The sequence below is a fragment of the Streptomyces sp. NPDC048111 genome (assembly GCF_043202815.1).
GTDB lineage: Bacteria > Actinomycetota > Actinomycetes > Streptomycetales > Streptomycetaceae > Streptomyces.
Genome location: NZ_JBIDBD010000004.1, coordinates 260197 through 283276 on the forward strand (window position 1 = coordinate 260197; position 23080 = coordinate 283276).

20 protein-coding genes, 1 pseudogene and 1 riboswitch are annotated in these 23080 nt (G+C 71.5%); of the genes and pseudogenes, 15 read left to right on the forward strand and 6 right to left on the reverse strand.

Annotated elements, in window-relative coordinates; translation table 11 throughout:
- Window positions 1-46 precede the first annotated feature (46 nt).
- Window positions 47-649 carry a methylmalonyl-CoA mutase family protein gene (locus ACGF3I_RS11180; protein ID WP_393130622.1) on the forward strand — a complete coding sequence of 201 codons (603 nt, stop codon included), beginning with the start codon at window positions 47-49 and terminating at the stop codon, window positions 647-649.
- 460 nt (window positions 650-1109) lie between these two features.
- Here ACGF3I_RS11180 and ACGF3I_RS11185 read toward each other — a convergent pair whose 3' ends face one another.
- The gene (locus ACGF3I_RS11185) at window positions 1110-1766 is read right to left on the reverse strand and encodes a pentapeptide repeat-containing protein (RefSeq protein WP_393130465.1); all 657 of its coding nucleotides are present in this window, start codon (window positions 1764-1766) and stop codon (window positions 1110-1112) included.
- A 514-nt stretch (window positions 1767-2280) separates the two neighbouring features.
- On the opposite strand from ACGF3I_RS11185, the gene ACGF3I_RS11190 reads away from it, so the two are divergent.
- The 5 genes from ACGF3I_RS11190 (at window position 2281) to ACGF3I_RS11210 (ending at window position 7651) form a co-directional block, all read left to right on the forward strand.
- Window positions 2281-2688, forward strand: coding sequence for a DUF6507 family protein (locus tag ACGF3I_RS11190; protein WP_393130467.1), 408 nt, complete (start codon window positions 2281-2283; stop codon window positions 2686-2688).
- On the forward strand, window positions 2685-5006 hold the full coding sequence (locus tag ACGF3I_RS11195; protein WP_393130469.1) for a hypothetical protein: 2322 nt from the start codon (window positions 2685-2687) through the stop codon (window positions 5004-5006). Before ACGF3I_RS11190 ends, ACGF3I_RS11195 begins: the two co-directional genes overlap by 4 nt.
- A gap of 12 nt (window positions 5007-5018) precedes the next feature.
- Window positions 5019-5663, forward strand: a complete 645-nt coding sequence (locus ACGF3I_RS11200) for a hypothetical protein (RefSeq protein WP_393130470.1) — start codon at window positions 5019-5021, stop codon at window positions 5661-5663.
- Between the two features lie 43 nt (window positions 5664-5706).
- Complete coding sequence (locus ACGF3I_RS11205) at window positions 5707-7125, forward strand: DUF6177 family protein (RefSeq protein ID WP_393130472.1); 1419 nt, start codon at window positions 5707-5709, stop codon at window positions 7123-7125.
- A 115-nt stretch (window positions 7126-7240) separates the two neighbouring features.
- On the forward strand, window positions 7241-7651 hold the full coding sequence (locus ACGF3I_RS11210) for a hypothetical protein (protein WP_393130474.1): 411 nt from the start codon (window positions 7241-7243) through the stop codon (window positions 7649-7651).
- A 273-nt stretch (window positions 7652-7924) separates the two neighbouring features.
- On the opposite strand, the gene metE is transcribed toward ACGF3I_RS11210, so the two are convergent.
- Window positions 7925-10243, reverse strand: coding sequence for a 5-methyltetrahydropteroyltriglutamate--homocysteine S-methyltransferase (metE, locus tag ACGF3I_RS11215; RefSeq protein ID WP_393130476.1), 2319 nt, complete (start codon window positions 10241-10243; stop codon window positions 7925-7927).
- 186 nt (window positions 10244-10429) lie between these two features.
- Window positions 10430-10579, reverse strand: a riboswitch (cobalamin riboswitch).
- Window positions 10580-10980: 401 nt separating this feature from the next.
- Between metE and ACGF3I_RS11220 the strand changes: the two genes are divergently transcribed.
- Window positions 10981-11832 (forward strand): SDR family NAD(P)-dependent oxidoreductase, encoded by an 852-nt coding sequence (locus tag ACGF3I_RS11220; protein WP_393130478.1) that lies wholly within the window; start codon window positions 10981-10983, stop codon window positions 11830-11832.
- Window positions 11833-12232: 400 nt separating this feature from the next.
- On the opposite strand, the gene ACGF3I_RS11225 is transcribed toward ACGF3I_RS11220, so the two are convergent.
- The 3 genes from ACGF3I_RS11225 to katG all read right to left on the reverse strand — a co-directional run bounded on the left by ACGF3I_RS11225 (window position 12233) and on the right by katG (window position 16452).
- Window positions 12233-13375: an MAB_1171c family putative transporter gene (locus ACGF3I_RS11225; protein WP_393130480.1), complete on the reverse strand. Its 1143-nt coding sequence runs from the start codon at window positions 13373-13375 to the stop codon at window positions 12233-12235.
- 8 nt (window positions 13376-13383) lie between these two features.
- A complete protein-coding gene (locus ACGF3I_RS11230; RefSeq protein ID WP_393130482.1) occupies window positions 13384-13905 on the reverse strand; it encodes a regulator component in 522 nt (173 codons plus the stop codon).
- A gap of 315 nt (window positions 13906-14220) precedes the next feature.
- Window positions 14221-16452 (reverse strand): catalase/peroxidase HPI, encoded by a 2232-nt coding sequence (gene katG, locus ACGF3I_RS11235; protein ID WP_393130484.1) that lies wholly within the window; start codon window positions 16450-16452, stop codon window positions 14221-14223.
- Window positions 16453-16875: 423 nt separating this feature from the next.
- Here katG and ACGF3I_RS11240 point away from each other — a divergent pair, with 423 nt between their 5' ends.
- From ACGF3I_RS11240 to ACGF3I_RS11265, 6 genes are all read left to right on the forward strand, one after another.
- The gene (locus tag ACGF3I_RS11240) at window positions 16876-17052 is read left to right on the forward strand and encodes a hypothetical protein (protein WP_393130486.1); all 177 of its coding nucleotides are present in this window, start codon (window positions 16876-16878) and stop codon (window positions 17050-17052) included.
- Window positions 17045-17455, forward strand: a complete 411-nt coding sequence (locus ACGF3I_RS11245) for a Fur family transcriptional regulator (protein ID WP_393130488.1) — start codon at window positions 17045-17047, stop codon at window positions 17453-17455. The genes ACGF3I_RS11240 and ACGF3I_RS11245 overlap by 8 nt, the downstream gene beginning before the upstream one ends.
- A gap of 135 nt (window positions 17456-17590) precedes the next feature.
- Window positions 17591-17980 (forward strand): cell division protein SepF, encoded by a 390-nt coding sequence (locus ACGF3I_RS11250; RefSeq protein WP_393130490.1) that lies wholly within the window; start codon window positions 17591-17593, stop codon window positions 17978-17980.
- Between the two features lie 219 nt (window positions 17981-18199).
- A complete protein-coding gene (locus ACGF3I_RS11255) occupies window positions 18200-19366 on the forward strand; it encodes an AAA family ATPase (RefSeq protein WP_393130492.1) in 1167 nt (388 codons plus the stop codon).
- On the forward strand, window positions 19363-19749 hold the full coding sequence (locus ACGF3I_RS11260) for a nucleotide pyrophosphohydrolase (RefSeq protein WP_393130494.1): 387 nt from the start codon (window positions 19363-19365) through the stop codon (window positions 19747-19749). Before ACGF3I_RS11255 ends, ACGF3I_RS11260 begins: the two co-directional genes overlap by 4 nt.
- A 125-nt stretch (window positions 19750-19874) precedes the next feature.
- Window positions 19875-20366, forward strand: coding sequence for a DUF6099 family protein (locus ACGF3I_RS11265; RefSeq protein ID WP_393130496.1), 492 nt, complete (start codon window positions 19875-19877; stop codon window positions 20364-20366).
- A gap of 111 nt (window positions 20367-20477) precedes the next feature.
- Here the strand turns inward: ACGF3I_RS11265 and ACGF3I_RS11270 are convergent, their stop codons facing one another.
- Window positions 20478-20720, reverse strand: coding sequence for a hypothetical protein (locus ACGF3I_RS11270; RefSeq protein ID WP_393130498.1), 243 nt, complete (start codon window positions 20718-20720; stop codon window positions 20478-20480).
- Window positions 20721-20969: 249 nt separating this feature from the next.
- Between ACGF3I_RS11270 and ACGF3I_RS11275 the strand changes: the two genes are divergently transcribed.
- Window positions 20970-21899: an LLM class F420-dependent oxidoreductase gene (locus tag ACGF3I_RS11275; protein ID WP_393130500.1), complete on the forward strand. Its 930-nt coding sequence runs from the start codon at window positions 20970-20972 to the stop codon at window positions 21897-21899.
- 2 nt (window positions 21900-21901) lie between these two features.
- Window positions 21902-23024, forward strand: a pseudogene (gene mmuM, locus ACGF3I_RS11280) (homocysteine S-methyltransferase).
- The last annotated feature ends 56 nt before the right edge of the window (window positions 23025-23080 follow it).

The window sequence follows — 23080 nt, forward strand, 5'->3', positions numbered from 1 at the left end:
GGCCGGGCGGTACGGGATGAGACCAGCCACGCTTGAGTCCTTGGCCGTGCGGGACGCCGGGAGCCCGCCGGTCGAGTTCGACTGGCCGACCCGGGCCGGGTACGACAGCGACGACCCGCTCGCCCACGGCATGGTGGGCCTCGGCGGAGTCGCCGTCGACTCGATCGACGACATGCGCGTGCTGCTGGCGGGATGCGCGCGGGGCACGACGGTCCTCACCCTGTGCGTCGATCCCCCTGCCGTCCCGCTGGTGCTGCTGCACCAGGTGGCGGCGGAGGAGCGGGGAGCGTCCGCGCCCCGCTGCGCCGTGGTGCTGCGCGGCGCGGACGCGACCCGTCCGTACGAGCGGCGGCTGGTGCGCGCGGTGTTCTCCTTGAGCCGGGCCGAGGGCATCCCGCTGGAACTCACCCCGGAGCCGGCGCCCCTGCCGGTGCGGCTGCCCGCGCCGGAGCTGGTCGCCCGCCAGGCCGAGCGCCTGGCCAAACTCCGCGCCTGGCGCTGCCAGGAGCGGGTGGAAGCGGCCCTGGGCCCACTGCGCCGGACGTCCTTGACCGGCGGGGACGTACTGCCCCCGATGAAGGCGGCCCTGGCGGCGGGCGCCACCCTCGGCGAGGTCTCCGCGATCCTGCGCGCCGCCTGCCCGGGCTAGGGGACGGCACATCCGCGGGCCCGGGCGGCCCGGGCCGGCGCTCCGCGACCGGACCGGGGGAAGTGAGAGCAGGCCACGTCGAAGCGGTCCAGGTCCATCACCTTGGTCCACGCCGCCACGAAGCACGAGGACGGGTCAGCTCCGGGGCGCTCAGGGTCAGCAGGCGGTACCTCCGGGCCGAGGTAGCGCACGACCGGGCCCATGTCGTGGTGCGTGGGCTTGTACCAGGCGCGGCCGAAGGCGTCCGGCACGGGTGCCCGAGCCCGCCCCGTCCTTCGGCCGCCACTGGTGCGCGCAGCCGGCCCTGCGCGCGCAGCAGCGTCTTGCCGGACCGGGACCGCCGACGACCGCGACATGACCGGAGGCCACCATCAGGTCCAGCTCCAGCGATGATGCGGGCCGAGACCGCCCCCCGGAGCTCGGCGGCTATCACGCGGCAGAGCAGTTCTTACGAGGACCGTCAGGAGCAGTGGACGGGGTCCCCCGGAGCGATCACTTCGATCGCGCCGCCCCGCTCACTGATCCACGCTTGGAGTTCGACGCCGGCCAACTCCTGGACGCTTCCTCCGTTGCGTACGGTGATGGGCCCGAACACGGTGCCGGACAGGCCGCGCACCACGGTGGCGTCATCCATCGTGACTCGGAAGCTGTTCTGCATCAGGGTGGCGTCGGTGAGGTCGGCGCCGCGCAGGTCGACGCTAAAGAGCGAGGCGCCCATGATCCGCGTTCCCCTGAAGCTCGCCACGGACGCGTCGACCCCGTGCAGTGAGGCCTTGACCATGTCGGCTCCGTCGAGGCGCGCGGAACGGAGTACGGCCTCGTCGAGGTTCGCCCTCACCAGGTCGGCGCCGGTGAGGTCCGCGCCGGTGAGGTCGGCCGACTGGAGGTCGGCGCGGTAGAGGACCGCTTCCACCAGCCGCACATCAGTGAGGTTGGCCTGGGTGAACCACGAGCTGGTGAAGTCGCCGCCGGACAGGTCCGCGCCTCGGAAGTCGTGCTCGATGCCGAAGAGCCTGTAGCCCTCTTCTTCGGCGAGCCATTCCTGCAACTGGCGCGACGCCTCGACATCGCCCGGCAGCACTTTCGGTCGCCAATTCTCACGGGTACCAGATGACATTTTCCCCCAACCGTGGCTCTCAACAACGCCCTTGATGCTGTCTGTCGCCGCCCGATCCGCGTTGCGGATGTCGATGAGGACTACACGGTGCATGCTGCCAATCTGCTCGGAGCATCTCCACCCAGTTGTGTACGTGGCGAGCGACATCGTGACGCATGAGCGGCACACGTGGCGCACGCTTGATGGCCGTCGAGTCCGCAACGCGGGCGGGCCTCGGTCGACGGTCACGTCCTGGTGGCTTGGTGGCTTGGTGGACTTCGGACCTGTGCGGTGGCCGCGATCCGCCGCGCCGTCAGGTCGAATCAGCGAAGAGGGCACCCTTGGACGTCTTTGCCTGCTCAGCAACGAGACTCTCAGGCGCCGTCGTGGAGAGGGTGGGAAACCGCCGATGCATGGCCTGATCTGCATTGCATGTGCAACGGCGATCTTGATAGTCATGGACCGGGGACGTGTCAGTGGTGTGCGTGACCGTGCCTACTGGCTACGGGCTACAGGATCGCGGGGGGTTGCGCAGATGACGGGGTGGGACATCACGCCCAGCGGGGTGGCGTCGGTGCTGTCGCTGGTCGGGCTTGCGGCCGATGACTTGAGCAAGGACATCAAGGGGTACGGCGACAGCGTGGCGGATGCGGCGCGCTTTGTGGGCACGATCAGTGGTCCGTACTGCGGTGAGGTGCCGGTGGGGCCGGTGGGTGTCGCGGTGGCGGACTTCGCCTCCGACACCAAGGCAAGCATCACGTTCATGGCGGCCCGCACGAGGAAGACGATGGACGGCACGGTCAAAGCCACGACCGAATACATCGCGGGCGATGTGGAGATGGCGGCGCAGTCGCAGCGTGAGGCGGCCAAGGCGCCCACTCCGGAGGAACTGGCCGCTGTGGGCAAGGAGTCCGGCGGCAGGGACGGGAAGCAGTCGGGATGATCGAGCCGGGTGGGATCCCGCAGTACACCGGTGACTTCGGTGAGTTGGCGACCGCGGTTTCGCAACTGCGGACGTACGCGACGGGCATCCGGAACAACGGGCAGGACGTCCACTCGCGTTTCCAGGCGACGGCCGGCTATTACAAGGCCCCGGAGGCCGAGCAGCTGTTCTCCTCGACGCGTCCGGTGATGGACACTGCCGACACTTTCGCCACGCACATCGAGTCCCTCGCCGACGCGCTGGACATCTTCGCCGCCGAGGCCAAACCGCATGCGGACCGGCTCAAGCAGTTGAAGCTGGACGCGATCGCATTCGTCGCCGGGGTCCAGGGGGACGACGGCTGGACCAAGGACCAGGACAAGGTCGACCGCGACAAGGCCCTGTGGGACGGCGTGAACGAGGCGCGCGTCGCGTTCCAGGACGCGGAGCGCCGTGCGGCGAACAAGATCGAGGCGATCGCCCCGGCGGAGTGCCGGCCGACGTGGATCGTGGACGACGGCACGCACGCGAAGGGCATGTACGGCGAGAGCGCCGCCGTGCTCAAGGACTTGGAGAGCCTGCCGTGGGGCAGCCCGGACGAGCGGACGTACGAGCGCTGGAGCCTGGACTGGTGGGGCCACGGCGCGAAGAGCTGGGCGTGGGACGGTCTGGCCAAGGACAGCATCTGGGGCGGCATCGACGGCATCGGCACCCTGCTCGGCTACCACGGCCAGCCCGCTCGCGACCAGGCGTGGGACGGGCTGCGCCGTACGGTCGTGGGCGCCTACGCGTACGGCATGGAACAGCTCGGTGAGGGCGAGCACCTGTCGAGCTGGCAGCGCGACAGCAAGGCGTACGCGAAGGAGTTCGGCAAGCAGTTCGTCGACTACGACATGTGGAAGAAGGATCCCGCCCGCGCGCATGCGGTGGTCTTCTTCAACCTGATCACGCTGGCTTCCGGCCCTGCCGCGGGCGTTGCGAGACTGGGCAAGGGCGGTGCCGTCGCGAAGGCGGCCGGCACCGTGGCGAAGATAGGCGATGCACTCGATCCGCTCTCCGGCAGTCTCAAGGCGGTCAAGGCCCTGTCGGACCTGCCCAAGGTTTCCCAGGTCCTGGCCAACGTGACCGACCACTTCCAGATACCGAGGTCGAAGTTCCCCGACGGGATCCTCGACCTGGACCACCGCTACCGCGTCGACAAGGACGGCCGTCTCGTCCCGATCAACGCGGACGGCACGCCCAACCTGTCGCCGGCCAAGCACGAGCCCTCGGGTTCGGACCTCGCGGCGGGGGCCGGACACGGTGAACGTGAACTTGCGGGGGTGGGCGCGGCAGATCACGCTCACGGGGCGAACGCCCATGCAGGGAAGGGTTTACCGCCACGGGCCGGCGACGAGGCCACTGGCGGGAGCGAATCGGCTCCGCACGGGCGAGGCGAGGGTGTGCCGACTGGTAGCGCGAGCGACAGCGATGTCCCGCACGCCCATTCAGGGGATCCACACGCTGGGGCCGCGGCCCACCACGGCGGCTCGGGACACGGCACGACCGATACGTCACCCGGCGATGAAACCGGTGCCGCGCATCATGGTGTGCCCGACCATGGCTCCCCGCCGCCCACACTGCCAAGGGCAGATGATGCGCCAGGCATCACCTCAGATGTGGACCCGTCGCGGTACCGGACTGTTGCCGACGTCATGGCGCAGGCGCACACCGGGCCGATGACGCCACAGCAGGAGGCCGGAGTCCTGGCCGAACTCGGTCGCGCGAAGATGGCTCCAGCCGATCAGGAAAAGGCGCTCCAGGGTCTTCGCAAAGACCCTTATGGTGCCGGAGTGGCCGAACTCATCGGCAGAGGACACCTCCGTCACCTCGACAATTACGACGAGATCCTGAATATGTGCAAGAAAGGGCCCAGTAGAAGCGATCCCAAGGGGAGCATGATCCCGGCCGCATACATGGCGCTTACTCAGGCGACCGAGCTGCAGGAACGCGGGTTCACCCACCTCGGTTTCGAGTTCGGAGACAAAGATACGCCCTGGGATCTCGATGTCTACACAAGAAAACCCGACGGGGCTCCTGATTTCGCCTACCAGCTCAAGGATGTCGATTCCATCAAGCGCATCCAGAAGGTGGTTCCGGAGGCGCTTGAACAGCTGGAGTACGATGGGTTGCGCCACGGCGTGGCAGCCCTTGACGTGCACCAGCCCATGTCGGCACTCACACCTCGGGTGTTCTCGGCGGTCGAACATGCGGTGATGCGGCACCCTGGCAAGACCGTCTTACTGCGGTTCGAAGACGGAGCCATAACTGTTCCGCCCGACGGCCTCATTTTCCCGTAAGGAACTCCAGTTGTGTCCACTCTGATGCGTGCGCCAAAGGAATGCGGCTCTTGGTACTGGGATCTTGGAGAGTCGATTCCGCCCGGTCTGCAGTCCGCCCTGACTGTTGCGGCGAAGGTTGCCGGTGTTCTGAAGAGGTTCGACCTCATGGACGCTGTGAAGTTGGAGTACGGCTGGTACGTGCTCAACTCGGGTCCTGTTGGCGTGCGAAGCACACTCTTCACTACCCTGCCGCTGGATGATCCGGACCTTCCTGGGAAGGTGCTGGGGAGCCGGCCTGCCGCTTTCCCCGAGGCGGAAGTCGCCACCCTTCACGTCGGTGGGGCAGGAACCTGGTTCGACGCATCAGGGAAGGGCCGCCGAGAGTCAGGGCTCATCGAGTTCTCGGTTACGCCGGACCCCTTCGGCCCGGCCGTGAACCTCGAAGTGCACCACGACATTTGGAGCCCGCTCGACTTCTCCGGACGCCCCCACCCCGAGGTGCATCACCGGAACGCACCGCGCCTCGCAGAGGCGTTGCGTGACATCACGGCCGTCCTCGGTGTTTCCCCTGAGACAGGGGAGCCCACCTACTTTGGACATGCCGTCGACTTCGGCATCTTCATTTCCGAAGCGGAGGAAGACGGTATGGGCCTGGACTTGACCGATCGACTCTGATCGGGGCGTCTGACCGCCTGCCCCACACTTCAGAAAGCAGTCCATGACCCACGACGCCATCGCCCTCACCCCGACCATGCCGGACGCCAAGACCCTGCTCGCCGCGCTGCATGCGGGAGGCCCGGACCTGAGGGTGAACCGGGCAGCGGGCGGCGCGGCCGCGGAGCTGTGCCGGGGCGACGGTCAGCCCCTCGTCTCCGTCGAAGCGCCACGCTTCCTCCAAGTCCCGGGCGAGGCCAGCAGGTTGCTCGGCCAGGCGGTTGGCAGGGAGGTCACCGTTCCGGTGTGGTGGACCGAGGTGCGGGGCGCGAGCGCGGTCGCGCAGGCCCGGCGGCTGGCCGGGTCGGTGGCGGGCCGGCTGACGGCGGTCCTCGGCGGCACCGCCTGGCCGCGCGATGCCGCGCACACCGACGTCGTCCCCGTTCCCGACACCGACCCCGCGGGTCAGGCGGCGCCCGGCCCCACGGGCATCGACATACTCACCGGCAAAGCCGCCGTCGTCATCCATGACCGCCCCGTCGCGGCCGCCACCGCCTGGCTGACCGACGTCATCCGCTTCACCACCGGCACCGGCCGCGAACTCCACCTCATCACCCCGCCGAGCACCCGGCTCACCTTCCCCCTGCGCACCCTCCTGGACCGCGCACCCGGCCGTTGGGTCATCCAGGACCCCGAACACGGCTACTACGACGGCCTCACCGGATCCGAACTGCGTTGGAACGAAGGCCACTTCATTCCGGCCGCCGGCCCCGACGGGCGACCGCGCATCACCCCGCCGTTCAAGCGCCCCCGAGCAGCCGACGGACAGCAGCTGGTGCTGTCGCTGCGCACCATCCACCCCGCCACCGACCAACTCGTCCTCGGGGGAGCCCTGGAATGCGCCTGGCAGCTGCTCACCGGCGCCATGCCCGCCGGATGGTCCACCGCGGAGCCCGTCAACCTGCCCTGGTCACGCGGCCAGTTGACGGCTCTGGCCCGCGACAGGGCACGAAGCTCGACCCCCACCTGGCTCGTCGTGGTCGGCGCTCCCGAGAGACCGGCCATCGCCACCATCCGCATCGCCCACACCCGCGCCGGCATCGAGGAACACATCACCCTGGCCCTCGGCCACACCGCCGGCCGGCGCCCTCCCCTGGACGTGCTGCCGAAACTGGCGGAAGCCCTCGCCGAACGGCACGAACTCGCCACGATGGTCACCGAGCTGCGCCCAGCCCGAGCCGACCTGACGGCGCCGGCACACTACGAACCGCCGTCCGCCCCCATCTCGTTCACCCTCGGTCCCCGTGCCACGGCGGACCTCGGCCTCGACCGCACGCGCCGCGCCCTGGCCGACCTGGCCCCCGTGCCACTCGGCCCAGCTGCCCGCCCGGCCCTGCACATCACGTTGGGCGACAGCACCGATCCCTCCGCCTGGCGGAGCTTGCACCGGATCGGCGAGTACTTGAACGGCGGCCGCGACTAGGTTCGTCTCGTCAAGGTCGCTGATCCGGCGTTCTCGTAGAGACGTCTGCGTTCGGGCGGAAGTGGGCGCCAGCTGGGCCGCGCGGTGACGCCGGCGTGGCCCGTAGGGTGGTCTGATGTTCGACCGTTTGGAGATCAAGGTTCTGCCGCCGGGCCCCCGGTTCCCTGCCCAGGTGCGGTTCTGGGTCAACGGCGAGGACGTGGTCGAGGAAGCGGTCGGCGAAGGCGGCCGCGGACCGTACGCGACTGATGCGCTGCCGGTCGGCGGTCCCAGCCCTCTCCGGGCGACCGCCGAGGCGCGCCGCATCGAGCTTGGGGAACCCGATTGCACCGGTGGCTGCTGCGGCTTCCTGACCGTGGTCGTGCAGCGGTTCGGAGAGATCGTGCAGTGGTCGGACTGGGAGGCTCCGTGGGCGGCTCACACTTCCATGCCGCACCCTCCGCCGGAGCTCCACTTCGACGCGGATCGGTATGACGCCGAAGTGGCTCGCGCCGAGGCGGACCGCGGATGGCAGGTGCATCGATAGCCCAGCACGGCGCCCCCGCCCGGCTGTTGACGCTTCTCGGGCCTGCATCCCTTGTCGACGTGGACTCTCAGCAGGTGCTGGCCGTTCTCGTGAACAGAGCCATGCCGCGGATCGTCGGCCGAGACACCGGCGGCGGGGCTCCCCCGGACCGGGGACAGTCTCCGTCAACAACGAACCGCCGAAGCCCCGGCAGGCGGAGCAGTGAACTCGTCGCAAGGCCCGATCTGCCGGCCGCGGCAACCTGTGCCGCGGACGGCAGATCGGCCTGAGGTGTCAGGACGGGGACGACTCGCCGCGGACGGTACGGGCGGCGGCCACGAGGTTCTCCAGGGAGGCGCGGGTCTCCGGCCAGCCGCGGGTCTTCAGGCCGCAGTCGGGGTTGACCCAGAGCCGGTCGGCGGGGATCGCCTCAAGTCCCTTACGGAGCAGGGCCGTTGCCTCCTCCGTGGAGGGGATGCGAGGGGAGTGGATGTCCCAGACGCCCGGACCCGCCCCGCGCGGGTAGCCGTGGGCGGCGAGTTCGCGGGCGACCTGCATGTGGGAGCGGGCCGCCTCCAGGCTGATGACGTCGGCGTCGAGGTCGTCGATGGCCTGGACGATGTCGCCGAACTCGGCGTAGCACATATGGGTGTGGATCTGGGTGTCCGGCCGTACGCCGCCGGTCGTGAGGCGGAACGCCTCGGTCGCCCAGGCCAGGTACGCGGCGCGGTCGGCGGCCCGCAGCGGCAGCGTCTCGCGAAGGGCGGGCTCGTCGACCTGGATGACCGACGTGCCCGCGGCCTCCAGGTCGTCCACCTCGTCGCGCAGTGCGAGGGCGACCTGCCGGGCGGTGTCGGCGAGGGACTGGTCGTCGCGGACGAAGGACCAGGCGAGCATGGTGACGGGCCCGGTGAGCATGCCCTTGACCGGCCGGTGCGTGAGGGACTGCGCGTACGAGGTCCAGCGCACCGTCATCGGGGCGGGGCGGGAGATGTCGCCGGCCAGGATCGGCGGCCGGACGTAGCGGCTGCCGTACGACTGGACCCACCCGTGCTCCGTGGCGAGGTAGCCGTCGAGCCGCTCCGCGAAGTACTGCACCATGTCGTTGCGTTCGGGCTCCCCATGGACCAGGACGTCGATCCCGATCTTCTCCTGGCAGGAGATCACCTCACGGATCTCGGCCTCGATGCGCTGCTCGTAGTCCGCCGAGTCGATCCGGCCCGCCCGCAGGTCGGCGCGGGCGGTGCGCACCTCCGTGGTCTGCGGGAAGGAGCCGATCGTGGTCGTCGGGAGCAGGGGCAGACCGAGGCGGGCCCGCTGCGCGGCGGCACGCTCGGCGTAGGGCCGCGAGCGGCGGGAGCCGGCCCCGGTGACGGCCTCGGTGCGGGCCCGCACGGCCAGGACGTGGGTGAGGGGGGAGGCGGCACGGGAGGCGAGAACGGCGCGGTTGGCCGCGAGTTCCCCGGCGATCGCGCCGGTCCCCTGCGACAGGCCCCTCGCCAACGTGGTGATCTCGGCGGTCTTCTGCCGGGCGAAGGCGAGCCAGCGCAGGATCTGCGGATCGATCCCCTTCTCGGCGGCGGCGTCGAGCGGGACGTGCAGGAGCGAGCACGAGGCGCTGACGTCGACCCGGTCTGCGAGGCCGAGGAGAGTGCCGAGGGTGGCGAGGGACTTCTCCAGGTTGTTGACCCAGATGTTGCGGCCGTCGACGACGCCGGCGACCAGACGCTTGCCGGGGAGCCCGCCGACCGAGGCGAGCGCGTCGAGGTTGGCGGCGGCCGGTCCGGTGAAGTCGACGGCGAGGCCCTCGACCGGCGCCTTGGCGAGGACGGGCAGGGCGTCACCGAGCCGGTCGAAGTAGGAAGCGACGAGGATCCTCGGCCGTCCGGTGAGTGCGCCGAGATCGCGGTAGGCGCGTGCGACGGCGTTGAGTTCGGCCGGCGTACGGTCCTGGGCCAGGGCGGGCTCGTCGAGCTGGACCCACTGGGCGCCGGCGGCGCGCAGGTCGGCGAGGACCTCGGCGTACACGGGAAGGAGCCGGTCGAGCAGGGTCAGCGGACCGAAGCCGGCGGACACCCCCGGGGCGGGCTTGGCGAGCAGCAGATAGGTCACCGGTCCGACCAGCACCGGCCGGGGCGCGAGGCCGAACGCGAGGGCCTCACGCAGCTCGGCGACCTGCTGGGTGGAGTCGGCCGTGAAGACGGTGTCCGGGCCGAGTTCCGGAACGAGGTAGTGGTAGTTGGTGTCGAACCACTTCGTCATCTCCAGCGGAGCGGTGTCCTGTGTGCCCCGCGCCATGGCGAAGTACCCGGCGAGCGGGTCCGCGGCGACGGCGGCCCGGTGCCGTTCCGGAATCGCGCCGACCATGACGGTGGTGTCGAGGACATGGTCGTAGAGCGAGAAGTCACCGGTGGGCACCTCGTGCACACCGGCGTCGGCGAGCTGCTGCCAGTGGGTGCGGCGCAGTCGGACGGCGCCGGCCCGCAGCGTGTCGGCGGTGACGCGGCCCTTCCAGTAGCCCTCGATCGCCTTCTTGAGTTCCCGGCCCTGTCCCTGCCGGGGGTAGCCGTACACGGTGGCCCGTGCTGCCGCGGCTGCGGACTTCGTGGTCACGGAGATCTCCTTCGCGAGATGAATCCCTGAGATCCCGGCGACGGGACGAGAGCGCGAAGGGGTGACGGACCGGACGGTACGAACGTGCGCCTCACGGCACGGTCTTCCGCCTGGTATGTACGCCGACCCGCCCACGAGGTCACCGGGATGTCCGCGCGCGGAATCGTCCGCGTACGGGCAACGGGCAGGTCTTCGGACTCGCGGGCACGCCCTCCTCGTGGAGGCCTCCTACTGGCCGTCGCTTCCCGGGCCCGGCACGGACCCAGTGCGTATGACGGCGGTCGTTCCCGCTCACCGCTGCGGGGCAGTCCCGGATTTCCACCGGGTTCCCTCTTACGACGCCTCCCGCCTGGCGGACGGGGCGAACCAGCTGCGCGGCCAGCCTACGCCAGCGGGGGCACGACCTGCCGTTGCCGGCCGGAGGCTGCCGAGCGAGCTGGGCTGGACGCTGCGCGTTCGAAGCCCGGCCGCGCACAGCAGGGCGGCGCCGGACTGGTCGAGGGCCTGAGTGACCGCCGCGCTCCGCGGTCGGGGGCGCGTCCACTTCGGGGCGCCGAGTCCTTATGACGCACGCGGTCCGTGCACCGTGGCCTGCCCCCTCACCCCACGGACCCGCTGACCATCCCCCAGAACAAGCCACCCTCCCCAGCCGAGATCATCCGGCCCTCCGCCCTCCGATCTACGATGCGAAACGTATTCGTCGCGCACATCGCACCCGATCAGAGAGCGAACCTCCCATGACCACCACGCCAGTTGCCGTCCCCCACGACAAGCGCGTCGTCATCGTCACCGGTGCCGGGTCCGGCATCGGGGAGGCCGCGGCTCGGTTGTTGGGCGAGGGGGGACACTCCGTCGTCGCCGGCGGGCGGCGCGTCGAGCCGTTGCGGCGGCTCGAGCGGGAGACCGGGGCGCTCGCGCATCCCGGCGACGTCGGCACCCCCGAGGCCGCCGAGGGCATCGTGCGTGCCGCCCTCGACACCTACGGCCGCCTCGACGGCGTCGTGCTCAACGCCGGTATCGGGCGCGGCGGAACCGTCGGCGACATGTCCCTCGACGACTGGGACGAGGTGATGCGCACCAACGTCACCGGCCCGCTGCTGCTCCTGCGCGCCGCCCTGCCGCACCTCGTCGAGTCCCGCGGCGCGGTCGTCTCCGTCGCCTCGGTCTCCGCGCTGCGCAACGGCCGCGGCAACGCCCCGTACGCCGTCTCCAAGTCCGCCCTGATGCAGCTGGGCCGGTCCGTCGCGGTCGACTACGCGCACCTCGGCGTCCGCTCCAACATCGTGTGCCCCAGCTGGGTGCGCAGCGAAATGGCCGACCGGCGCATGAACCGGTTCGCCGAGGAGGCGGGGCTCGGGGACGGCGGCGCCGAGGCCGCCTACGCCGAGGCCACCCGGCTGCTGCCCATGGGCCGGCCCGCCGAGGCGCGCGAAGTCGCCGAGGCCATCGCCTGGTTGCTCTCCCCGGCCTCCTCCTACGTCAACGGCGCCGTGCTCACCATCGACGGCGGCGCCACCGCCCTCGACCCGGGCACCCTCGCCTTCGACTTCCGGATCACCCCGCGCGACGGGGCCGACTCCGCGCTCTGAGTCGGCGGGTGCGGCACCGAGTGGGGACGTTTTCGTGTGCGGGCCCCCCGTGTGCGGGTCGCGGGTCATCCTGGGGGACGGGGCCGACCGACCTGTGCTCTGCCCGGGCGGCCTGGCGGACGGGGCCGGCCGACCCGTGCTCTGCCCGGGAGGGGACGTCTTCGAGTGCGGCCCCCGTGTGCGGGCCGCGGGCCACCCTGCCGGACGGGGGTGGCTCCGCGCTCCGATCCGGCGGGCACGTCTTCGAGTGCGGGCCCTCGCGTACACGGGCTCGCACATCAACCCCGCGCGACAAAGCCGGCCCCGGGCTCCAACCCGGCCCGAGCCGCCCCGCGTCAGCGCCCCCGCGCCGGGCTCGCCGATCACCCCGTGCGACACCGCCGAGGGCACGCCCGTCCCCTCAACCCTCCACCCCCGACGACCCCCCACCCCCCGACACATACGGCCAGATCCGCGCGATCGCCAGCAGGGTCACCGTGCTGCCCCGGTCGACCCCGGGCAGGGGGCGCGGCGGGGACGGGGGTGCGCCCGCGAGTTTGGCGCGGCGGGCCGCGGCCAGGGCGCCCGCCAGGGCCACCGCCGTCAGCCGGTCCCCGTGCAGGCCCGCGTGCCGGGCCCTCAGGAGCGCCTGCTCGTAGGCGTCCGGGCCGACGTACTGCTGGAGCTCCAGCATCGCGTCGTACGTCTCGATGGTCTGGCGGTGCGCCTGGAGGGACAGCGGGGAGCGCGGGCGCAGCACGTCCTGGACCCGGGTGCGCTGCGGCTTCGTCAACGTCACCTGGGGCACCGCGACCACCAGATCGCGCCACAGCGGCCACAGCCGCCAGGTCGTGCGCAGGTCCGACACCGCCCGCGCGCAGGCCGTGGCGGTGGGTACCAGCAGCGACGCCGCGCGGAAGAGCCCGTGCACGCTGATCACCAGCGACAGATAGGGGAGCGCGGCGGGCGTGTGGAAGCACATGTTGGCCAGGTAGCCCGTCCAGAAGACGAGGGCCAGGACGCTGCCCGCCGCGAACAGCCGCAGCGACCACACGAGATCACGGTCGTCGGCACGCCGGCCGAACCCCCGGCAGACGACGACCGCGACCGCGTCACCCGCCAGGTGCGCGCCGACGAGGATCAGCCAGTACAGGGTCGACGGATCGGCCGGGCCCTGGAGCGCGGCCCCGGGCCCCGCCCGGCCCCCGCCGAACCGGTCCAGCACCAGCAGCGCGCCCATCGCCGCCGCCAGGCCCGCGACCACCACGGTCCGGATCCGGCACGAACGGGTGGAGTCGACGACGAACAGCAGCACAAGACCGGCGCTGAGCACCCCAAGCACATTGCGGGTCAGCGACACCGCGTGGACGCCGGCCCCGGCCGCCACGAGCCACTCGACCACCCTCGGCTGGAACAGGGTGATGGCGACGGTCGCGGCGAGCACGGTCAGCCACAGCCCGCGCTGGGCGGGCCGGCGCAGCGCCGCGACCGCCCGCCACACCAGGGCCGCCCACAGCACCAGGACACTGAACAGGCCGACCTCGTCGGCCAGTTGACCCGCCATCGCCCGGCTCACACACGCCCGGCGACGGTCAGCCCGAGGAACGCGCCCAGCCGCCCCATCGGGCCCGCCAGACGGCTGGACTTCCCGGCGCTCTGGATCAGGCTGGCGATCATCTCGGCCTCCTGCTCCTCGCGCGTGGTGTAACTGCTGCGCCCCATCAGGCGCTTGACGAACTGCGGCGGGAGGTCGTCGTCAGGAGCCGCGGGCACCTCGCCGGCCCCGGCCGCCATGTCCCGGCGGTGGTCGCACAGCACATGGCCGATTTCATGCAGGACGATGTGCTCGCGGTGCAGCGGCGCGGTCCTCGCCTCGTAGAAGATGTAGTCGGCCGCGTCGGTGCCGAGCCACAGTCCGCAGACCCCGCTCAGCGCGGCCTCCTCCGGCAGCTCCCGCAGCACCAGGCGCCGGCCCCGGAGCTCCTCCACCCGCGCGCACACCGCGTCGAAGGGCAGCGACCGCTCCACGCCGACCTCGCGCAGGATCGCGACACACCTGCGCTGCAGCTCCTCGTACGCGCCGGTTGTCCGCACTGGCTCCCTGCCGCCTTCCACTCTCGGCCACCTTCCACTGTCGCCGGGGGCGGCCGCCGCAAGGGCCCTGCCGCACCACATGACCGGCGCCAGCGTAATGAGCCGCCCGCCCGGCCGACCGCCGGAGCAGGCCCTCCCGGTGCTGTTTGGCGCAAACCTGCCGGTGCCCGCGCCCCGGGCGCACACGGCGCCGCCCGCCCCCGAGACGTACCTCAAGGGCGGGCGGGCACACGGCAGTTGTGCGGATCGGGCCAAGTCACTGCGGTCCGGGCCGTGGCCGTCGAGCCAGGTTGCTGCGGCCCGGACCCGTGACCATCAGGCCACGTCGAAGCGGTCCAGGTTCATGACCTTGGTCCATGCCGCCACGAAGTCGTGGACGAACTTCTCCTTGGCGTCGTCGCTCGCGTACACCTCGGCGACCGCGCGGAGCTCGGAGTTGGAGCCGAAGACGAGGTCGGCGCGGGTGCCGGTCCACTTGACGTCCGCCGAGGCGCCGGTGCGGCCCTCGAAGGTGCTCTGGTCCGCGGACGTCGCCTTCCACGTCGTGCCCAGGTCGAGCAGGTTGACGAAGAAGTCGTTGGTCAGGGTGCCGGGACGGTCGGTGAACACGCCGTGCGAGGACTGCTGGTGGTTGGCGCCCAGGACGCGCAGACCGCCGACGAGGACCGTCAGCTCCGGGGCGCTCAGAGTCAGCAGGTTGGCCTTGTCGAGCAGCAGGTACTCGGCCGGCAGCCGGTTGCCCTTGCCCAGGTAGTTGCGGAACCCGTCGGCCGTCGGCTCCATGGCCGCGAAGGACTCGACGTCCGTCTGCTCCTGGGAGGCGTCCACCCGGCCCGGCGTGAACGGCGCCTCGACGGTGACGCCGCCGTCCTTGGCGGCCTTCTCCACGCCCGCCGTGCCGGCCAGCACGATCAGGTCCGCGAGCGAGACCTGCTTGCCGCCGGACTGCGCCGAGTTGAACTCCTCGCGGACGCCTTCGAGCGTGCGCAGGACCGCGGCGAGCTCGTCGGGCTCGTTGACCTCCCAGCCGCTCTGCGGCTGCAGACGGATGCGCCCGCCGTTGGCGCCGCCGCGCTTGTCACTGCCGCGGAACGAGGACGCCGACGCCCACGCCGTCGACACCAGCTGCGACACCGTGAGACCCGACGCGAGCACCTTCTCCTTGAGGGAGGCGATGTCCTGGGCGTCGATGAGGTCGTACGTCCGGGCCGGCAGCGGGTCCTGCCACAGCAGCTCCTCGGAGGGGACCTCCGGGCCGAGGTAGCGCACGACCGGGCCCATGTCACGGTGCGTCAGCTTGTACCAGGCACGGGCGAAGGCGTCCGCGAACGCCTCCGGGTTCTCCAGGAAGCGCCGCGAGATCTGCTCGTACGCCGGGTCGACGCGGAGCGACAGGTCGGTGGTCAGCATCGTCGGGGCGTGCTTCTTGGCCGCGTCGAAGGCGTCCGGCACGGTGTCCGAGCCCGCGCCGTCCTTCGGCCGCCACTGGTGGGCGCCCGCCGGGCTCTTGAACAGCTCCCACTCGTAGCCGAACAGGATCTCGAAGAAGCTGTTGTCCCACGCGGTCGGCGTGTTCGTCCAGATGCCCTCGAGACCGCTGGTGATCGCGTCCGGGCCGACGCCGGTGCCGTGGGTGTTGCGCCAGCCGAGGCCCTGCTGCTCCATGGAGGCGGCCTCGGGGTCGTCGCCGACGGCCTCGGAGGGGCCCGCGCCATGGGTCTTGCCGAAGGTGTGACCGCCGGCGATCAGTGCGACGGTCTCCTCGTCGTTCATCGCCATCCGGCGGAACGTCTCCCGGATGTCGCGCGCGGCCGCGATCGGGTCCGGAACGCCGTTGGGGCCCTCGGGGTTGACGTAGATGAGGCCCATCTGGACCGCGCCGAGCGGGTTCTCCAGCTCGCGGTCACCGGTGTAGCGCTTGTCGTCGAGCCAGTTGGTCTCGGGGCCCCAGTACACGTCCTCGTCGGGCTCCCACACGTCGGCGCGACCGCCGCCGAAGCCGAACGTCTTGAAGCCCATCGTCTCCAGGGCCACGTTGCCGGTCAGGACCAGGAGGTCGGCCCACGAGATGTTCTTGCCGTACTTCTTCTTGACCGGCCACAGCAGCCGGCGGGCCTTGTCCAGGCTCACGTTGTCCGGCCAGCTGTTGAGCGGCGCGAACCGCTGCTGTCCGGCGCCGGCACCGCCGCGGCCGTCGCTGATGCGGTAGGTGCCCGCGCTGTGCCACGCCATACGGATCATGAGGGGGCCGTAGTTGCCGAAGTCGGCGGGCCACCAGTCCTGCGAGGACGTGAGCAGTTCCGCGATGTCCCGCTTGACCGCCGGAAGGTCGAGGGAGTTGAACGCCTCGGCGTAGTCGAAGTCCTCACCGAGCGGATTCGCCACGGCCGGGTTCTTCGCGAGGATCTTCAGGTTCAGCCGCTCCGGCCACCACTGGCGGTTTCCGCCGCCCTGCGTCGGGTGCGGGGCGCGCTCGTGCGCGACCGGGCAGCCGCCCGTGCCCTCCATCTTGGCGTCGGTGACGATTGCGTCGGGATTCTCGGACATGGCAATCCTTCTTGACTCGGTTGATCACGTCGCTCGGGAACTGCGGGTGGTGAACAAACGGCCGGAGCGCGGGCTCCGGCGGACACCCCCGGCTTCGTCACGGTCACGAAACCGGAGACGGCGGTGGTCGGGGCGGGGCCGCCCCGCGCCACGATCAACGCGGCGTAGGCGGTGCAGGCGGCGTAGGCGTCGGCCGCGTATACGGCGTACGCGGACACCGGGGAAACCGCGGGCGCCGTACGCGCGCACGTCAGCGAAGGCACGGCACACCGCCCGCGGGTGCCGGCAGGCACCCCGCACCTTCGCGGCGGCGATCCCCCATGACGTCTCTGTCTCCTGGGTGGGCTGAGTGCTGTAACGGGAGGGGGAGGGGACGGTTCCTGTCCCCTCTGTCCCTGGGCCATCGACGTCTTCGATCCTACGATGGACGAAATCCAAGTCAAGAAGAACACCAAACCCATATCTCTTCGGGTCTCTTTCCAGACCTACGCGAGGAGCCCGCCGGGCTTCCCGAAAGGCGCGGAGGACGCCGCGCGCACCGCCACGCCGCGCGCGGCGCATGGACCCCTGAACCGTGGACAGGTGAACCGGTATGAGTGATCTGCTCGCAAGACTGCGCGGGCGCGGCTGGCGGATGACCTCCCAGCGGCGCGTGGTGGCGGAGGTCCTGAACGGCGACCACGTGCATCTGACCGCCGACGAGGTCCACGGGCGGGCCGCCCTGCGGCTCCCCGAGATCTCCCGCGCGACCGTCTACAACACCCTGGGCGAGCTCGTCTCGCTCGGCGAGGTCGTCGAGGTCTCCACCGACGGCCGCGCCAAGCGCTACGACCCCAACGCCCACCGCCCCCACCAGCACCTGGTCTGCTCCGGGTGCGGCACCATCCGCGACGTCCACCCCACCGGCGATCCGCTGGCCGACCTGCCCGCCGCTGAACGGTTCGGCTTCACGGTGTCCGGCGCCGAGGTCACCTACCGCGGTCTGTGCCCGTCCTGCGCGTGACGGCAGGGGGGCGCCTGGCCCCCTTCGCGAATGAGTCGCAGCCGACACCCCGCAAGCCGTGTCGAAGTTGGGCTGAACGGGTGAACGGCGTCATCATGGCCGGATGCAGATACAGCACGTGGGCGAGGTGGTCCGGTGAGCAGGTACGACGTCACCGACGAACAGTGGGAGGGGCTCGCCCAGGTCGTGCCGCTGCGCGGTCGCAACGAATGGCCGTCCAGAGCCGATCACACCACCATCCCCGGTGACTACGCGAGCGTCGAACAGCGGCGCTTCGTCGTCCTGCGGGTGCAGATCTTCGCGGACGCCCGCGAGGTGGCCGAGTACCTCATCGCGCAGATCCCCGTCCTCCTCGACCTGACCGGCGCCGACCCCGAGGTCGCCAAGCGCATCCTCGACTTCAGCACCGGTGTCGTCTTCGGCCTCGGCAGCGGCATGCACCGAGTCGACCGCAACGTCTTCCTGCTCGCCCCGGCGGGCACCGAGGTGGAGGGCATCGCGGCGGCGGCCGTCCCGCAACCCTGAACACCGGCCGCCCCCGGCCACTGCCGGGACCGGCCCGCTCCACCGCTCACCCGTGGGCACCCGCCCGCACGGCCTGCGCCGGGGGCGCCGCCCGTCCCCCCGGCTCAACCAACTCCACCATCCAGGACCGTTTCCGCAGCGCTGTGCCGTCCCTCATTCGTAGGAAGGTCCACGCGGCGGAACGGTTCGTCGCTTTTCGGGCTGCGTACGGTCCCGGTCATGAGCACCGCGACCACCACCAGTGACCAAACCCGCCGCCCCGATCGACCCACCGTCACCGAACTGCGGCTGTCGTCCTTCCGCCGCCACCGCGGCGCGACCATCGCGCTCGGTCCCCTCACCCTGGTCACCGGGCCCAGCGGCAGCGGCAAGACGAGCGTCCTCGAAGCATTCGAAGCCCTCGCCAGACTCGGCTCCGGCGCCTCACTCGGCTCCGTCTTCCGCGACCCCGCGGGCTGTGTCCCCGAACGCGCCGGCGCCGACGCCCAGGGCCGGCGCGGATTCAGGATCGGCTGCACCGTCGACGGCCCCGCGGGCCCCGTCCGGCTCGACCTCGCCGTCCAGGCGGAACCGGAACTCCGCATCGTCGGCGAACGTTTGACCAGTGAAGGCCAGACCCTCCTCAGCACCGCACTGCGCGACCCGGGCCGCTCCACCGTCCAAGCAGCCTGGCACACCGCGGGCGCGGTCCCCGTCACGCGCGCCCCGCTGCCCGACGACCGGCTGGGCACCTCACTGCTGCCGCTGCGCGTCGCCGGTAAGACCGAAGGCCAGCTGCGCGTCCTGGCCGCGGCCGAGCAGGTCGTCGTCGCGCTGCGCTCGGTGTTCGCCTGCGACCCCCAGCCCCAGCGCATGCGCGAACCCGTCGTCCCCCGGCAGGGCGGTGGCGACGGCAGGCTCCGGCGCGGCTGCGACAACCTCGCCGAAATCCTGCTGCGCACCCGCACCGAGTGCGCCATCCGGCACGGCCGGCTCGTCAACGCCGCCCGAGCCGGCTGCGCGGGACCCGTCACGGGCCTCACCACCGAAGAACTGGCCGACGGTACGTTACGAGCGGTCCTGGCCCGCGGCGCCGCCCGGCACGGCACCCCCGTCGGCCGACTCGGCGAGGGCGAACTGCGCTATCTCGCCCTCGCCCTCGTCCTGCTCACCGGGCCCGGCGTCCTCGCCGTCGACACCGTCGCCGAAGTGCCGCCCGCCATGCAGACCCTGGCGGTGCTCGCCGACGGACTCGACCGCGCGCTCGACCCCCGCCAGACCCGCGAACTCACCGACCTGGCCGCCGAGATGTGCGCCCGCGGCCACATCCGGCTGCTCGCCGCCATGGGCGACGCGACCCTCGCCCAGAAGACCGACGGCGCCACGGTGGTAGACCTGGGGCCGTGAACCAGCATCAACTCGACGTACCGGCCCTGCAGCGCAGACTCGTCGCCTTCGCCACTGCCCGCGACTGGCAGCCGTTCCACACCCCGAAGAACCTCGCCGCCGCCCTGAGCGTGGAGGCCTCCGAACTCCTGGAGATCTTCCAGTGGTTGACCCCCGAGCAGTCGGAACGGATCATGTCCGACCCGGCGGACGCCCACCGCGTCACCGACGAGGTCGCCGACGTCCTCGCCTATCTCCTCCAGCTCTGCGCGGCCCTCGGCATCGACCCGCTCACCGCCCTCGCCGCCAAGATCGACCGCAACGAACTCCGTTTCCCCGCCCCGCAGCCACCCACGACCCCGAACAACCCCCCGACGACCACGGAGAGTCACTCATTCGAGTGACCGAGATACTCACAATCGCTTTGCTGTGCACAGATTTCCGATTTCCTCTGGATTTCCGAGCGCCGGACGCTCACGCTAGGTAGTGGACACCTCACGCGGGTCCACCACACGAACGGGGAAATCACATGGACGCGGTACGGCTCCTGAAAACCGCTCAACACGCCCTGGCCCAGAGCCGGGCCGTGCTCGACATCGTCGCCGAGGCCTGGCAGGCCCAAGCCCTCGCCCAGGCCATCGGCGGCCACCTCGCGGCCACCGGCCCGCCCGAACTCAGGGGCGAGGCCCGGGGTCTGAGCGAAGCCGGCAGCCGCGGCTGCGCCGTCCTGGAACACCCCGGGCTGCGGCGCGACGGCATCCGCGCCACCCAGCTCTCCGAAGTGCCGGACCCGGCAGGGGCGTTGTCGTCCCTGAGCGTCCTGCTCGGCGACGTCTCGATGGCCCTCGTCACCGTCGCCTGCGCCACGGACGAGGAGGGCCTGTACTGGCAGTGCATAGAGGCCATCGACGCCGCCGACGAATCGAGCGACCGCGTCCGGGGGATGCTGCGCCGGCTGACCTTACGGAAGGGGGACAGATCCGCCGAAGCCCTGCGCGACTCGGCGGCCGGAGCGCCGTAAGGGGGGGCGAGGGAGCGCGGCCGCGGCCGGCGGCCTGCTCTACTGGCGGCTCTCGCGCCGCCCGTCCTGCTCGGCGCCGCGTACCGAATCCGGCGCGGAAGGCGGCTGCGGCTACTGCTGCAACGGCGGCTGCGGCTGCGACGGCGACTGCGATCCGGCGGGGTCGTCGCCGCACGAGGCACGGTCGGCCGTGGACTGCAGATCCGCGTCGAGCTGGGTCAGATCGGCGCTCAGCGCCGCCATCAGCTCTTCCATCTGCTGCAACAGCCCCTTCGGCGCACCCTCCCGCCCGGATGCGGACTGCGGCGCCGACTGCTGCGGCACCGTCTGTTCGGGTACGGCTTCCTGGGACATGGCGGCCTCCTCGGCCCAAGCCCTCCCGCGGGGCGGGCGGGGCGGAGAATCGGTCGACGCACCGGCCAAGGCCGCCGACACGCGGGCCGGGCGGTCCGGCTCCGCCTGGGCCAACGAACGGTGGACGCCAACGTCACTGGTCAGAGGGGGCGCGACAGGGCACAACACCGGATATTCACCTGACCGGGCACTCCTGTGGCAGGTGGCGCGGACGGGGTTGACGGCGGTCCGGCAGTGCAGGATGGAGGCATGGATCTTCGCATCTTCACCGAGCCCCAGCAGGGCGCCGCCTATGACACCCTGCTGGCCGTCGCCAAGGCCACCGAGGACCTCGGCTTCGACGCCTTCTTCCGCTCCGACCACTACCTCTCCATGGGATCCACCAACGGACTGCCCGGCCCCACCGACGCCTGGATCACCCTGGCCGGCCTCGCCCGGGAGACCAAGCGGATCCGGCTCGGCACCCTCATGACCGCCGGTACCTTCCGGCTGCCGGGCGTGCTCGCCATCCAGGTGGCCCAGGTCGACCAGATGTCGGGCGGGCGCGTCGAACTCGGCCTGGGAGCAGGGTGGTTCGAGGACGAGCACAAGGCGTACGGCATCCCCTTCCCGAAGGAGAAATTCGCCAGACTGGAGGAGCAGCTGGCCATCGTCACCGGCCTGTGGTCCACCGAAGTGGGCCAGACCTTCGACTACAACGGCACCTACTACCAGCTCAGCGACTCGCCCGCGCTGCCCAAGCCCGCCCAGGCGAAGGTGCCCGTCCTGATCGGCGGACACGGCGCGACCCGCACGCCGCGCCTCGCGGCCCAGTACGCCGACGAATTCAACATCCCGTTCGCCTCCATCGAGGACAGCGAACGGCAGTTCACCAGGGTGCGGGCAGCCGCAGAGGCCGCCGGACGCAAGGCGGACGACCTCGTGTACTCCAACGCACTGGTCGTCTGTGTGGGCAAGAACGACGCGGAGGTGGCCCGCCGGGCCGCCGTCATCGGACGGGAGGTGCAGGAACTCAAGGCCAACGGACTCGCGGGCTCGCCCGCCGAGGTCGTGGAGAAGATCGGCAAGTACGAGGCGACCGGCTCGTCCCGCATCTACCTCCAACTGCTCGACCTCGACGACCTGGATCAGCTCGAACTGATCTCCTCGCAGGTGCTGCCGCAGCTGGCCAGGGCCTGACCGTGCGCCCCGCCCGGACACTCGCAGCAGCCCTCGCCCAGGGACCGGTCGTCCTCGACGGTGGCCTGTCCAATCAACTGGCCGCACAGGGCTGTGACTTGAGCGACGAGCTGTGGTCGGCCCGCCTGCTGGCGGACGACCCGCAGCAGATCAAGGCCGCGCACACGGCCTACGTACGGGCGGGCGCCCAGGTGCTGACCACGGCCGGCTACCAGGCCACCTTCGAGGGCTTCGCGCGCCGCGGGCTGAGCCGGGCGGAGACTGTCCGGTTGCTGACGGCGAGCGTGCAACTGGCGCGTGCGGCGGGGGAGTTGGGTGGAGGGGGTGGGTGGGGTTCGGGGGGAGGGGTGGGGCGGGGGAGGGGGGCGGGGGAGGCCCCCCCCCCCCCCCCCCCCCCCCCCCCCCCCCCCCCCCCCCCCCCCCCCCCCCCGGCGGGGGGGGGCGGGGGGGCGGGGGCGGGGGGGGGCGCGCCCGGCCGCCGGGCCCCCCCCCCCCCCCCCCCCCGCCCCCGAAACCCCCACCACCCCCCACCCCACCCCCTGGGTGGCCGCGTCCATCGGTCCCTACGGTGCCTTCCTCGCCGACGGCAGTGAGTACCGCGGGCGTTACGGGCTGAGCGTTCGCGCGTTGGAGCGGTTTCACCGGCCGCGCATCGAGGCGCTGGTGGCGGCGGAGCCGGATGTGCTGGCTCTGGAAACGGTGCCGGACATCGACGAGGCGGAGGCGCTGCTGCGGGCGGTCGAAGGGTGCGGCGTGCCGGTGTGGCTCTCGTACAGCATCGACGGCGGGCGCACCCGGGCCGGCCAGGACCTGGCTGCCGCCTTCGGCCTTGCGGCGGGGCGCGACGGGGTGATCGCGGTCGGTGTGAACTGCTGCACCCCCGCCGATGCCGACCGGGCGGTACCGCTGGCCGCGTCGGTTACGGGCAAGCCCGTAGTGGTCTACCCGAACAGTGGCGAGCGCTGGGATGCCGAGGGGCGCCGCTGGGTCGGCGGCGCGACGTTCGACGTGGGCCGGGTGGAGGAGTGGGTGGCGTCGGGGGCGCGGCTGGTGGGCGGGTGCTGCCGGGTGGGTCCCGGGGAGATCGCGCAGGTGGCGGCGCGGCTGCGGGGCGTACGCGGCTGAGGGCGTCGGTGGGTGGAAAAGCGCTGGTGAGGGCCGTGCGTGTCAGGCAATACTCG